Raw genomic sequence first — 14,936 nt, 5'->3', positions numbered from 1 at the left:
TTTTTTAATAGTGCTCATAATCTTAAAATTTAACATTTAAACCAATAGCAGTAGTAAACGGTAGTGGATAATCAACATTACTTACCCCAAGCTCTGGATCCCAACCTTCATCAAAAACTGGACTGTTTGTCCATACAACCCCTAAATTTTCCATAGACAAATAAATATTCATGCTTTTGATAAATGAAAGCTTACTTAGAATTTTCTGATCAAAATCATAATTTAGTGTAACGTTTTGAAGTTTGATATATTCAGCATCAATAATCATACGATCTATACTCGTTGAATACGTTTGGTTACTTAAATCTAAAGGAACGGGAAAAATAGCGTTTGTGTTTGTAGGCGACCAATAATCTAGTTGATATGAATAAGGAACAGAATTACCTAAGAATGGTTGAGTAACAGAATTATCATTCCAATATTGGTTATTATCGAATGTGCCATAAAAACGAGCAGATAATGAAAGGTTTTTGTAGGAAACACCTATATTAAAACCAAAATTTAAGTTTGTATCACTGTTTTTATCAATAATAATGCGGTCGTCACCGTTGATTATGCCATCGGCAGCATCCATGATGCCATCTCCGTCTGTATCAATAGTTAATTGGTCTACATATTTATAACCTCCAATGTAAGAACCTCCAACACCACTTTGGTTAATGGCTGTAACACCATCAGTGGCAACATAAGAATCTAGTTCATCTTGACTGTCAAAGAAACCATCTGTTACAAGTCCATATCGGTCATTAACACTTTGTCCAACTTGAAAGTTTGGGTTTAAAGCATCTTCTGTGATACGGGTTATTTTGTTATCGTAATTAGATATATTACCTGAAACCTTATAAGATAAGTTTCCTATTTTGTTTTTGTGTGTTGCATTTAGTTCCCAGCCCCAGCTTTCAACATCGTAAGGGTTTCCTTGTGCGTCACCAAAGCCATACTCATATGCAGTGCCCTGAATTAAAGCTAGAATATCTGAACGTTTATTATTAAAGTAGTCTGCTTCAAACTGTAGTTTACCTTTAAATAAAGAAGCGTCTACACCAATATTAAAGATTGTTGATGTTTCCCAAACTAAATTAGGATTAACAAAATTTGAAACAAAAATTCTTGGAGCAGTTTCACCTCCTATAGGATAACCTGTGGCATCGAAACTAACAAGTTGTTGTGTTACAGAACCAAGACCTCCATCAGAACCTGCTGTACCATAAGACGCTCTAAATTTTAATTGTTGGATAAAATCTACGTTGCTTAAAAACTTTTCTTTTGAAGCAACCCAACCAACAGCTACAGATGGAAAAAATGCAAATTGATTATTTTTTGTAAAATAAGAAGATCCATCTCTTCTAAAAGAGGCTTCAATTAAATATTTATTATCAAAACTATAATTAAACCTTCCAAAATAAGATAGTGTGGAAGCATTACCTGCTCTAGTCTCAGAATTCCCAAGACCACCAATAGACGTATTTATAATTTGCCCTTGACCTAAAGCTATAATATTATCGAAAAGAAAACTTTCTCTTCCTGTTTGCAAGGTTTGATTTTCACCTGTTTCGGTTTGCATAGCTAAAAAAGCTTTTGCATTATGCTTACCTTTTCCAAGTTCGTATGTTAAAGAAGTTAGTGAACGTATGGTTTTAGATGTAAACGATGTTAAAGTTAACGATCTAGCTTCTGTACTTCCATCAAAATAAGTTCTATTAACAGAATCAGGATTAGTATACGAGTCAGGATCTAAAGGGTCTAATGCAACTCTATCGTACGTATTGTACCAGTTTCTGGCGTTTGAGTTTGTTTTAATTATAGAAACCCTTTCTTCTAGGCTTAATCCTTTAACAGGATTAAGTTTAGCATATAATTGTAAATTAATTCTATCGGTATCAGATTTGTTAAAACTTCCAGAAGCCGCATTTGCTACATGGTTGGTTTCTGAGTTACTTGTGCCATTATCTACCCATAATCCATCTACTGTTTTAACAGGAAAAAACGGTAAACCTCTAACTGCAACACTTCCAATTGAATTAACATTCGTATCTGCTGTATTACTAATTAATGCATTAACTCCTGTAGATAACCATTTAGTAATATCTGTATCTATTTTTAAACGTAAATTCAATCTTTCATATTTATCATCTCCAATAGCTAAACCATCTTGAGTTAAATAACTTGCAGACATTAAATAGCCTGTGTTTTCAGAACCTCCAGTAAATGTTAAATTATGTGATTGTTGCAAAGCAAAATTTTCGTAAAGTTCGTCTGCCCAATTTGTATCTGGATAAAACCCACTATTTGCTAAGTCTAAAGCCGATTGATCCCAAGTTCCAGGAACTATTTTGTTTTGAAATTCCATATATTCTAAGGAATTTAAAGTGGTAGGTAACTCGGGTTTAGTTTGTATTGATGAATTAAAATTATAACTTATAGAAGACTTTTTGTCTTTACCAGTTCTCTTTGTGGTTACTAACAACACCCCATTTGCACCTCGAGCACCATAAATAGCTACTGCAGAGGCGTCTTTTAAAACGGATACGCTTTCTATAGTTTGTGGATCAATATCTGCTAACGAGCCTTCGAAGTTGTCTATAATAACCAACATACCATTATCGTTAAGAGAACTAGTTCCTCTAACAGAGATGCTAGGTAATGCTCCCGGAGAACCATTATTATTGCTTAATACAAGACCTGGAACAGCACCTATTAAAGCAGAATAACCATTTGTTACTGGTCTTTTTTCTACATTTAACTGTTCACCAGTAACCTGAGACACAGCACTTACTACTGTACTTGCTTTTTGGGTACCAAATCCAACTACAACCACTTCATCAAGAGTGGATATACTTTCTTCTAAAGTGATAGTTAGACTTTTTTGATTATTTATAGAAATTTCTTTGCTAGTAAAACCCATATAAGAAACTACTAGTATTGATTTTTGACTAGACACTTTAATTGAAAAGTTACCATCAAAATCTGCTTGAACTCCATTGGAAGTTCCTTTTTCAAGGATATTAGCTCCCGGAAGTGGCTGGCCGTTACTATCTGTTACAACACCTGTTAATTGGAGTTGCTGTGTGATTTCATTTATTTTATTTTCAGAATCTTTAGTGTTTGTAGGTAAACCAGAAACACTTGTGAAGCACAGTAAAATAAAAGAATTTAAAATGGTTAATAGTAGTTTTTTTCTGGAGCAGAAAAAAGTACTGTGTGATTTAATTTTCATAAAAATTGAGAGTTAATTAGTTCGTATTAATAATTAATAAAAGTTATAAAACTTTTATTGTATTTACCGATTTTTAATCAGTACTTGATAGTTTTTTATGTCATATGCTATTATTACTTTATTAAAATTTAACCTAACTAATTATTACAGATTTATTTTACATATTATTTAGCAGGAATTGACTCCTATTTTTCTAAAAAATAGATAATTATAATACTAATAAAAAATTATGAAATAAACGTAAATATTTTTCATTCTAAAAAAATTATAATTTCGACGAACAACTTCTGCTCTTCGACAAAAAAACAGAATATTAATAATATTAAAGTCGTATGGCCAAAGTATTTAAAAATAATTTTTTACCAAATTAATCCGTTTAAATTTCACAGGGTTCATCTGTAAATTACAGCTTTCAAAACATTCTCGATTTAACAGAAATATTTCTTTTATCTATAACCAGAGGTTGTTGGTCGAAATTTTAATATGTAGGAAAAAGATAAATATATTTTTATAACAGATATAAGTTCACTTAACTATACTTAAATTTCACTAAAAAATGATAATTCACTTCAGATGTATAAAAAAGAAACATGTATCCCTTTTACTTTGTTTATCATTAATTCTAGCTTCATGCGCTCAAAGAAACTTAAAAGTAGGTCAAGTTAACATTATTCCTTTACCATTAGAGTTAACAACGGCCCCAAGTCATTTTCTAATTAATTCCCGCACTACAGTTTCGGTATCGAATGAAGAACAACTCAAAATAGCAACTCGATTTTTTGAAAAATTTAATAACACATCGGGTTGGATTCCTAAAATAGGTATAAAAAAAGCGAATGCAACTATTATATTCCTTACTGATGATTCCTTAGAAGACGAAGCCTACGAGCTAACAGTAACGAAAGAAAGCATACATATAAAATCAGCTTCTGGTGCTGGCTTTTTCTATGCCATGCAAAGTCTAGGGCAATTATTACCTCCAACTTTTTATTCACAGAAAAAACAACCAAAAACCAATTGGGGTATTCCTATTGTAACTATTAAAGATAAACCCGCTTTTGGATGGCGCGGTTATATGTTGGATGTTTCCAGGCACTTTTTTAATAAAGAAGAAGTGAAAGAGGTTATAGATTTTATGGCAGAAATGAAGCTAAACCGTTTTCACTGGCATCTATCAGACGATAATGGTTGGCGTATAGAAATAAAAAAATATCCAAAACTAACTGAAGTTGGTGCATGGCGTATTAACCAAAATGCTAAAGACGAAAACACCTCGAATTGGTGGGGAAGGCCAAGGCAAAACGAAGGCGACAAACCTACTTATGGCGGGTTTTACACGCAAGAAGACATTAAAGAAATAGTTGCTTATGCTAAAGAACGCTATATAGAAATTATACCCGAAATTGATATGCCAGGGCATTCATTGGCAGCCATAGCAGCATATCCTGAAATATCATGTTCTAAAGGCCCCTTTTATGTAGGTACAGGTGGTGTAAAAAGGAACAACACTTATTGTCCAGGGAAAGAAGTGACTTTCGAATTTGTAGAAGGCGTATTAGGAGAGGTCATGGACTTATTTCCTTATGAATACATGCATATTGGTGGTGATGAGTGTAATAAAGAAGCTTGGGAAGTAGACCCTCATTGCCAACAACGCATGAAGGAAGAAAACCTTGCAGACACGCATGAATTACAAAGCTATTTTGTTAAGAGAGTTGAGAAAATTGTAAATGCTCGCCATAAAAACATGATTGGTTGGGATGAAATTCTTGAAGGCGGTTTAGCACCAAATGCGACAGTAATGTCATGGAGAGGTGAAAAAGGAGGCATTGCTGCTGCCAGACAAGGTCATGATGTTATTATGACACCTTCTATGTACTGTTATTTAGATTTAAAACAAGGTGATGATGATATAGAACCAAATCTAGGATACGCCTATACCTTTCTTAAAGACACCTATAACTATAAAATAATATCTGATAGTTTAACAACCGAACAAGGCAAACATGTTCTAGGGTTACAAGGTAATTTATGGACAGAATCTATAACAAATTGGGGCCAATTAACTTATATGACCTTTCCAAGATTATATGCCGTTGCAGAAAACGGATGGACAAATCAAAAATCGAAAGATTGGAATAGCTTTACAACACGCCTGCTAAGTCAGTTTAAACGCCTAGATGCCAAAGGAGAACGTTATGCTACAAGCGCCTATAATGTTAGAATCGATCATAAAGGACAGCCAGAGGGCACTATAGAAATATCTCTTAAAACAGAAGTAGATGGTTTAGATATTTATTACACTTTAGATAGCACCTCCCCGAATATCCAGTCTATAAAATACACGAAACCCTTTAAAATAGATAAGACTTCAACCTTAAAAGCGACTTCTTTTATAAAAAAAGAACAAATAGGCAACATATCAGAAAGGTATTTCCCTGTACACAAAGGTATTGGAGCAGAAATTGTCTATCATTCTCCAAACATTGAAAACAACACCTCATTATCTGGTTTGGTCGATTTAAATTATGGTAAATTAAATAGAGGTGATAAAAACTGGAATACATTTAATGACGATCTAGATGTGGATATCCTGTTTCCTGAGCCTAAAGAAATACAAACTATCGATATTACAAGCCTTAGGTTTACCATAGGAGGCATTTATGTTCCTGAAAATTATGAGATTTTTGGATCTCAAGACGGCGTATCTTTTACGAAATTAACCGAAGTTGAATTAAAAGAAGCAAGCCATACCCAAGGAAGAAACAAAGTAAAAACAACTATCAACTTTGATAAAACAACAGTAAAGGCGCTAAAAATAAAAGCAAAACATCTTAATCCAATCCCGGACAACCATCACGAAGCAGGAAAACCTTCCCGAATTTTGATAGATGAAATAGTCATATTTTAATATAAAAAAAACTAAAACAGAATGAAACAGATATTATTAACTCTTTCAATTTTCATACTACTTAGCTCATGTTCAAGTAAGTATGCAACAGTAATTAATTCGGAGAAAGATTACCAAATTATCCCTAAACCTACAAGTTTACAGATGAAAACTGGTAAGTTTTTACTAGATGGTAACACAAAGGTGATTGCTGTTTCAGAATTAGAAAACGAAGCCGAATACCTATCAAATTTACTTAGTAATATCACCAAAAAAAACATAGTTTTTCAAAATGATGGTTCTAAAAAAGGGAACATTTCACTACAAATAGACCCGAGTATTACTAATCAAGAAGGTTATAACTTAGTTGTTAATTACAATGAAATAATCATTTCAGGCAAAACAGCCACAGGAATATTTTATGGCATACAAACACTAAGCCAGCTAATTCCAATTGGAAAAACGTCATCAGAATTAACCATCCCTGCAACTCAAATAAAAGACAGTCCAAGATATGTATACCGTGGAATGCATTTAGATGTTGCTCGCCATTTTTTTTCAACTGAATTTGTTAAAAAATATATAGACATATTGGCTATGCATAAAATGAACACATTTCATTGGCATTTAACGGAAGATCAAGGTTGGAGAATCGAAATTAAAAAATATCCAAAACTTACATCTATTGGTGCTTTTAGAAAAGAAACCATTGTAGGCCACGGAAACACTTGGAATAAAAACGAAGCCCAATACGACGGGAAACCATATGGCGGTTTTTATACCCAAGAAGAAATTAAAGAAATTGTAGCCTATGCCACAGAAAGACATATAACAGTAATTCCTGAAATTGAATTACCAGGCCATTCACTAGCTGCTATTACCGCATACCCTGAATTAGGTAATACAGGCGAACAATATGAAGTTGGTACCAGATGGGGTGTTTTTCCAGAAATATACGCACCAAGTGAACAAACTTTTAAATTTTTAGAAGATGTTTTAACTGAAGTTGTAGCGTTATTCCCTAGTAAATTAATTCACATAGGAGGTGATGAAGCTCCAAAAGTGCAATGGGAAAATAGCAAGTTCGCACAAGAAGTTATTAAAAGAGAAGGCTTAAAAGATGAACATGAATTACAGAGTTATTTTATAAAACGTATTGAGACATTTTTAAACTCTAAAGGAAGACAAATTATAGGCTGGGATGAAATTTTAGAAGGTGGCTTAGCCCCTAACGCTACAGTGATGTCTTGGCGAGGAGAAAAAGGTGGTATTGAAGCAGCAAAATTAAACCATAATGTTGTGATGACCCCTACTCAATTTTGTTATTTCGATTTTTATCAAACAAAAAACAGAGAAAATGAGCCGCTTGCCATTGGAGGAAAAACAACTGTAGAAGATGTATATAGTTATGAACCCACTCCTAAAGAATTAACCGTAGATGAAGCTAAATATATTTTAGGTGCTCAAGCAAATGTTTGGACCGAATACATAACAACACCTGAACATGTTGAATATATGATTTTACCAAGGCTAACAGCCTTATCTGAGGTAGTCTGGTCTAAAAAAGAAGATAGAGACTGGAATGACTTTAAAACAAGATTACAACATATAACGGCCTTATATGATGCCCATAATTTAAATTATGCAAAGCATAGTCTAGATATCACAATAGAAGAATAAATATATAAACCCTAGTAAAAGTAGGCCTCCCCTACTTTTCGCTATAAAAAGTTAGAAGATTTTAATCAGTTCAACCCTGATTGATTAATAGCAGGTTTTAGGAAAGTGTCTTATATAGAGGAATTTAGTATTTTTTGCTTCACCTCTTCAATATAAGACCTTCCTATAACATATCTAAGACCCTCAATTTCAATACTATTCCCTTCAACTGCATCAATCTTATCAATTGCAATAGTGTACGATCGGTGTATTCTTATAAAATCTCTAGCTGGTAGTAAATTTGTAAAGTCTGATAGCGTACTATGTATTATAAATTTACCCGTAGTAGTATTTATTTTTAAGTAATCTTTTAGGGATTCAATAATTAGAATTTCATCCAAAAAAATCTTTTTCATTTTCTTTTTGTCAATTTTCACAAAAAGATATGGGCGGTCGTTGGTACTTTCGTAAGGAACTTTATTGTTCTCAAGCCTTCTATTTACCTTGTTTAAGGCTTTCATGAATCGAGGAAACTCAATAGGTTTTACTAAATAATCTAGCACATCGAGCTCATAAGTTTCTATTGCAAATTCTTCATAAGCACTTGTAATAATAACCAATGGTGGGTTTTCTAAACTTTTTATAAAACTAATACCATCTAAAACAGGCATGTTAATATCTAAGAAAATAACATCAACCGTATTTGTTTTTAAAAAATTCAAGCTATCTATAGCGTTACTAAAGGTGCTAATTACTTCGAAATCTTCAATTTGGTCCAAGTAATTTTTAATAACATTGATTGCTAAAGGCTCATCATCTATAATCAAACATTTTATTTTCATTGCTTTTCAACTTTTTTATGGACTCGAAGTTATTTACTATGTAGATAGGAACTAAAGGTTTATGCTACCTTTATTTTAAGTTTTACAACAAACATATTATCATCATTTTTAATGATAAGTTTATAGTTGTTTTTGCTATATCCTAGAGCAAGCCTCTTTTTTACATTTTCTAAACCAATACCACTTGATTGGTTAAAACGCTCTTCGTGTTCCGTTTTTAGAGGCATAGGGTTTGAGATTGTAAAGTAAAGGAAATCTTTTCTAATTGCTAAGTTAATGTCAATTTTTACTTCCCCAATATTTTTATGCGCCCCGTGTTTAAACGCATTTTCTATAAAGGACAATAACAATATAGGTGCTATTTCTTTATCTTGAATATCGCCCGATATATACATATTTACTTCTAACTCATCGTTATGCCGAATACGCTCTAAGTCTATATAGTTTTGTATACAGAGTATTTCATTTTCTAAAGTTTGTCTTTTGTTTGCTGTATCATACAAAAGATACCTCATTAATTCTGATAACTTTAGAATAATTTTAGGTGTTTTTTTCGAATTCTCAACAGCTAATGAATAAATATTATTAAGCGTGTTAAAGAAAAAATGCGGTGATATTTGAGTCTTTAAAAACAGAAGTTCTGTTTCCAATTGTGCTTTTTCCAAATCGGCAACTCGTTTATGTTCTTTTAAGAAATCTAAAGTTATTTTTATGGCGGTTACGAAGGTGATAACGTAAAGTTCACCAATCATCATATCTATGGTGTAATTTAGAGTAAGATTCGTGGTAGGTACTGGCCCTTCTGGCCATACGTTATTACTAACCAAATAATAAGTAAGATTAAATTTTACTAATACCATGAAAAATATGGCTGATAAAATTAAAACGACATAGGATAAGTATCGTTTTTTAAACACAAAATTTGGCATTAGAAAGTAAATATTAAAATAACATAATGCCATATGAATGGGAAACCCAAATAAATTGGTTTTAAATGAATATAAATAATCGTCAAAATAACTCCCCCATTTAAACACATTAAAGAGAAAATAAATAGACCAAAACACAATGTGATGAATAAATGATATGCTATAGCCCTGTTTTGAGTTGAATTTCATTTTATGAAAATTGGTTGTTGTTATTTTTTTTTGGTGTTTAGCTACGTTAAGGTGTTATCCGTCTAAATTACTTTTAATAATAACTAAATTTATGAATTTTTATACTTTCAAAATGCTAAACCATCTTATGAAAAATATAGCACTATTCCTTTTACTTGTAACTTTTGCAGCTGGCTGCAGCAAAAATATCAGTAAAAAAGACACCAAAGAAGTTTTTTTAACAAATTATGCAAATCCTTTTATTGGCACAGGAGGGCATGGACACACCTATCCTGGAGCCACCGTACCATTTGGAATGCTTCAAGTAAGCCCCGTTAATGGCATAAGTAGCTGGGATTGGTGCTCTGGTTATCATTACTCCGATTCTATTGTGGTTGGGTTTAGTCATTTAAGTTTAAGCGGTACAGGAATTGGCGATTTAGCCGATATCCTATTTATGCCAGTAAATAAGAGTGTAGATTTACCTACAACCTCAAGCGCTCGTGATTCGTTAACTTATAAATCATCCTACAGTCATTCCAACGAAAAAGCAAGTCCTGGCTACTATCAAGTATATCTTAACGACCATAATATAAATGTGGAGTTAACAACCTCACTACGAACAGCATTTCATAAATATTCTTATTCGGAAGGTGATAAGCAATCGGTTATTATCAACTTAGGTTTTGGTATCAATTGGGATAAAGCTACCAATACAGCTATAAATATTGAAGATGATTATACCATTACTGGCCATAGGTTTAGTACGGGGTGGGCAAAAAATCAAAAAGTATTTTTTGTCGCGAAATTTTCTAAACCAATAATTGAAAATAGTGTTGTTCAAGATGAAAATGCGGTTAATTCATCGGCACAATTCTTTTTTAATGAAAAAGAAGGAAATAATTTATTGGTGAAAGTAGCATTATCATCTGTAAGTATCGAAAATGCAAAAGACAATTTAGATGAAGGTGGTTTTGATTTTGAAGCTGTAAAAATGCAATCTGAAAACACTTGGAACGAAGCGTTATCTAAAATTCAAGTAGAAACACCCGTTGATTCCCTTAAAACTATTTTTTATACCGCTATGTACCATGCGCAATTAGCTCCGGTTACTTTTAGCGATAAAAATGGACAATACAGAAAAGAAAATGACAGTATTGTAACCGCTAAAAATTATACCGCATATTCAACATTGTCCCTTTGGGACACTTTTAGAGCAGAACACCCTTTGTTAACGTTATTGGCTCCAGATAAAGTGGCAGATATTACCAACACCATGCTTGAATATTACAAAACCAAAAACATATTACCTGTTTGGACGCTGTATGGTAATGAAACCAATACCATGACGGGCTATCATTCCATTCCTGTAATTGTAGAAGCTTACTTAAAAGGAATTAAAGGTTTTAATGCCGAAGAAGCGTATGAGGCTATGAAAACCACCATGATGCAAGACGAACGCGGGCTAAAATATTATAAACAATACGGTTACATTCCTTATAATTTGTTAGATGAATCGGTTACCATTACACTTGAATACGCATATAATGATTGGTGTGTCGCACAAATGGCAAAAGCTTTAGGGAAGGATGCTGATTATAATTTATTCCTAAACCGCTCCAAAGCCTACCAACATTTATTTGATAATAAAACAGGGTTTATGCGTGGAAAATCTGCCGATGGTACTTCATGGCATGAACCATTCGATGCAAAATATTCTAACCATAGAGAGCATACCGATTATACAGAAGGTAACGCATGGCAACACAGCTGGTTTGTACCTCATAATGTTGAGAATTTCATACAATTACATGGTAATAACGACCTTTTTACAGACAGACTAGAGCAACTTTTCACAGAAAGCTCTGAAATTACAGGTAGTAATGTTTCAGCAGATATTTCTGGATTAATTGGGCAGTACGCACATGGTAACGAACCTAGTCACCACATCGCTTATTTGTTTAACCACGCCGAAAAACCATGGCGTACACAATATTGGGTTCGAAAAATATTGGATACGCAATACAACACAACACCAAACGGTTTAAGTGGAAATGAAGATTGCGGACAAATGAGTGCGTGGTATGTTTTAAGTTCTATAGGATTGTATGCCATGAATCCTGCTTCAACTGAATATGAAATTGGAAGTCCTATTTTTGAAAAATCAACTATAACGCTAGCTAACGGAAAAACATTTTCTATAAAAGCAGAAGCTGTTTCATCTGAAAACATATACATACAATCTGCTACCCTGAACGGCACTTTATTCAATAAAACAACAATTTCTCATAAAACCATATTAAATGGTGGTACACTTCATTTTGTTATGGGAAAAATTCCTAATAAAAATTGGGGTGTTGCTAAAAAACCTCAAAATTAATGGATTTTATAGACGTTTTAATAATATCATTATACATCATATTAACGCTTGGTGTGGGCATTTGGGTGTCTAAAAAAGCATCAAAAGGGCTGGATTATTACTTCCTAGGAGGCAAAAGCATTAAATGGTATTACTTAGGCCTAAGCAATGGCTCTGGCATGTTCGACGTGTCTGGTACTGCTTGGATGGTGGGTATCCTATTTTTATATGGCGCCAAAAGCTTTATGTTTATGTGGATGTGGCCTATCTGGAATCAAATTTTTATCATGATTTTTTTGGCTGCTTGGATTCGTCGATCCAATATCATGACAGGCTCAGAATGGATCTTAACCCGCTTCGGCGATGATAGAGCAGGGAGAGCATCACATTTAATTGTTGCTATTTTTGCTGTTGTAGCATCTATAGGTTTTATTGCTTATTTCTTTGAAGGCGTTGGTAAATTTATGACGGTTATTCTTCCTTGGGATTTAGCATTCGTTATTAATGACAGCATTCTTTTAACCTCCGATCAAACGTATGCCCTATTAATAATTCTATTAACAACTATTTACACCGTTAAGGGAGGCATGTTTTCTGTGGTTGCCACCGAAGTATTACAATACGGTATCATGGTTATCGCTGGTATTCTAATAGCCGTATATGCGTTTATTACAGTTACAGATGTTGAAATAGCCTCTGTTATTTCGGCAGAATGGAGTAGTATTTTATTTGATATGGAACTTGAAGGGTCTTGGACAGGGAAGTATGAAGCTTTTAATGAATTAATTGACACGCAAGGCTACAAAATGTTTGGTGCCTTCATAGGTATGTCACTTTTTAAAGGTTTTTTCGCAAGTATCGCAGGGCCTACCCCAAGTTATGATATGCAACGTATTTTATCTACACGTACCGTTAAAGAGGCGGCTTATATGAGTGGGTTTACTAACCTAATTTTATTCATTCCTCGCTATTTACTAATTGGTGGTGTTGTAGTATTAGCATTGGTACATTTAGCGCCAACAATGCTACAACCAGGTGGTGTAAATTTAAATGAGTTAGAAGTTATTTTACCTAAAGTAATTAATAATCATATTCCTGTAGGGATAAAAGGATTGCTATTAGCAGGTCTTTTAGCCGCGTTTATGTCTACTTTTTCAGCTTTTGTTAATTCGAGTCCAGCTTACATCGTTAATGATATTTATAAAAAATATTTTAAGCCTTCAGAAACAAACGAACATTACATAAAGGTAAGCCATGTAGCTTCCTTCGCTGTGGTTATATTGGGTGTTATTATGGGCTTTTTTGCAGATTCCATCAACTCCATTACACTTTGGATTACCAGTGCCCTTTACGGAGGTTATGTCGCAGCCAATTTCTTAAAATGGATCTGGTGGCGTTTTAATGGTTGGGGCTATTTCTGGGGAATGACTTCTGGGTTAATTATTGCAACCTTGCAATTTTTGCTAGACCAAAATAAAGCAAATTTTCAAGTGGATTCCTTTTTATATGATTTAGCACAAATACCTGCTATTTATATTTTTCCAGTTATTTTTATAGTATCGTTGTTAGGTTCCTTTTTGGGCACCCTTTTAACACCAGCTACTAATATGGACACATTAAAAGCCTTTTATTTTAATGTTCGCCCATGGGGGTTTTGGAAACCGGTGTACAAAGCACTTAAACTTGAGGACAATACCGTTACTAAAAACACGAATTTCAGCATGGATATGCTAAATTGTATTATCGGTGTGGTATGGCAATCGAGTATGATTTTATTGCCTATTTATTTCATGATAAGAGATTATCCAAAAACAATAATAGCCTTGATCGTATTTTTAATAACAACTATTATTTTAAAATACACTTGGTTAGATAAAGTAAAAAAATATAAAGATTAAGAATGAAAACAAACAATATCCCATGGCAAGACAAGCCAGAAAATTGTAAAGACGTTATGTGGCGTTATTCTGAGAACCCTATTATAGATAGGTATGCGATACCAACCTCAAATAGTGTTTTTAATAGTGCTGTTGTTCCTTTTGAAGATGGTTTTGCAGGTGTTTTTAGATGCGATAACAAAGCCGTGCAAATGAATATTTTTGCTGGCTTTAGTAAAAATGGTATCGATTGGGATATTGAGCACGAACCCATCCACATGAAAGCAGGTAACACGGATATGATTGAATCTGATTATAAATACGATCCTCGTGTTGTTTTTATAGAAGACCGTTATTGGATTACTTGGTGCAACGGCTACAATGGGCCAACAATAGGTATAGGCTATACGTTCGATTTTAAAGAGTTTTTCCAATGTGAAAATGCTTTTTTACCATTCAACAGAAATGGTGTACTATTTCCTCAAAAAATAAACGGTAAATATGCGATGTTGAGCAGACCGAGTGATAACGGGCATACCCCATTTGGTGATATCTACATAAGCTACAGTCCAGACATGAAATATTGGGGTGAACACCGTTGCGTTATGAAAGCTACAGATTTCCCAGATAGTGCATGGCAATGCACAAAAATAGGCGCAGGCCCCATTCCTATTCTAACAGATGAAGGATGGCTTATGTTATATCATGGTGTTATTAATACCTGTAATGGGTTTAGATATGCTATGGGTGCCGCTATTTTAGATGAAAAGCAACCAGATAAAGTAAAATACAGAACACAACCTTATTTATTAGGACCAGCCGAAATTTACGAACAAGTAGGTGATGTCCCTAATGTGGTGTTTCCATGCGCTGCATTACACGATATAAAAGAAGATAAACTAGCCGTTTATTATGGTGCTGCCGACACAGTTGTGGCTTTAGCCTTTGGGAAACTGAGCGAAGTGGTTAACTTTACAAAAAATAATAGTTTATAA

At 33.5% G+C, this 14,936-nt stretch carries 8 protein-coding genes; 5 read left to right on the top strand and 3 right to left on the bottom strand.

Going from position 1 to position 14,936, the window contains the following annotated elements; translation table 11 throughout:
• Positions 1 to 22 precede the first annotated feature (22 nt).
• Entirely contained in the window at positions 23 to 3,217 is a 3,195-nt protein-coding gene (locus Q5N74_RS10700) for a TonB-dependent receptor (RefSeq protein WP_304388792.1), read from the bottom strand.
• A gap of 556 nt (positions 3,218 to 3,773) precedes the next feature.
• Here Q5N74_RS10700 and Q5N74_RS10695 point away from each other — a divergent pair.
• Both Q5N74_RS10695 and Q5N74_RS10690 read left to right on the top strand, forming a co-directional pair.
• Entirely contained in the window at positions 3,774 to 6,128 is a 2,355-nt protein-coding gene (locus Q5N74_RS10695) for a beta-N-acetylhexosaminidase (protein ID WP_304388791.1), read from the top strand.
• A 21-nt stretch (positions 6,129 to 6,149) separates the two neighbouring features.
• Complete coding sequence (locus Q5N74_RS10690; RefSeq protein WP_304388790.1) at positions 6,150 to 7,787, top strand: beta-N-acetylhexosaminidase; 1,638 nt, start codon at positions 6,150 to 6,152, stop codon at positions 7,785 to 7,787.
• 110 nt (positions 7,788 to 7,897) lie between these two features.
• Here the strand turns inward: Q5N74_RS10690 and Q5N74_RS10685 are convergent, their stop codons facing one another.
• Positions 7,898 to 8,608: a LytTR family DNA-binding domain-containing protein gene (locus Q5N74_RS10685; protein WP_304388789.1), complete on the bottom strand. Its 711-nt coding sequence runs from the start codon at positions 8,606 to 8,608 to the stop codon at positions 7,898 to 7,900.
• Between the two features lie 59 nt (positions 8,609 to 8,667).
• Positions 8,668 to 9,726, bottom strand: coding sequence for a sensor histidine kinase (locus Q5N74_RS10680; RefSeq protein WP_304388788.1), 1,059 nt, complete (start codon positions 9,724 to 9,726; stop codon positions 8,668 to 8,670).
• A 127-nt stretch (positions 9,727 to 9,853) separates the two neighbouring features.
• Here Q5N74_RS10680 and Q5N74_RS10675 point away from each other — a divergent pair, with 127 nt between their 5' ends.
• From Q5N74_RS10675 to Q5N74_RS10665, 3 genes are read left to right on the top strand one after another with little or no spacing between them, the layout of a single operon-like run.
• Entirely contained in the window at positions 9,854 to 12,085 is a 2,232-nt protein-coding gene (locus Q5N74_RS10675; RefSeq protein ID WP_304388787.1) for a GH92 family glycosyl hydrolase, read from the top strand.
• On the top strand, positions 12,085 to 13,962 hold the full coding sequence (locus Q5N74_RS10670) for a sodium:solute symporter family protein (RefSeq protein WP_304388786.1): 1,878 nt from the start codon (positions 12,085 to 12,087) through the stop codon (positions 13,960 to 13,962). Before Q5N74_RS10675 ends, Q5N74_RS10670 begins: the two co-directional genes overlap by 1 nt.
• Before the next feature lie 2 nt (positions 13,963 to 13,964).
• Positions 13,965 to 14,936 (top strand): glycoside hydrolase family 130 protein, encoded by a 972-nt coding sequence (locus tag Q5N74_RS10665; RefSeq protein ID WP_304388785.1) that lies wholly within the window; start codon positions 13,965 to 13,967, stop codon positions 14,934 to 14,936.

Source organism: Mariniflexile sp. AS56 (genome assembly GCF_030552475.1).
Classification (GTDB): Bacteria; Bacteroidota; Bacteroidia; order Flavobacteriales; family Flavobacteriaceae; genus Mariniflexile.
Note: the sequence above shows the minus strand (reverse complement) of the source record. Positions and strands in the feature narration are given on the sequence as shown.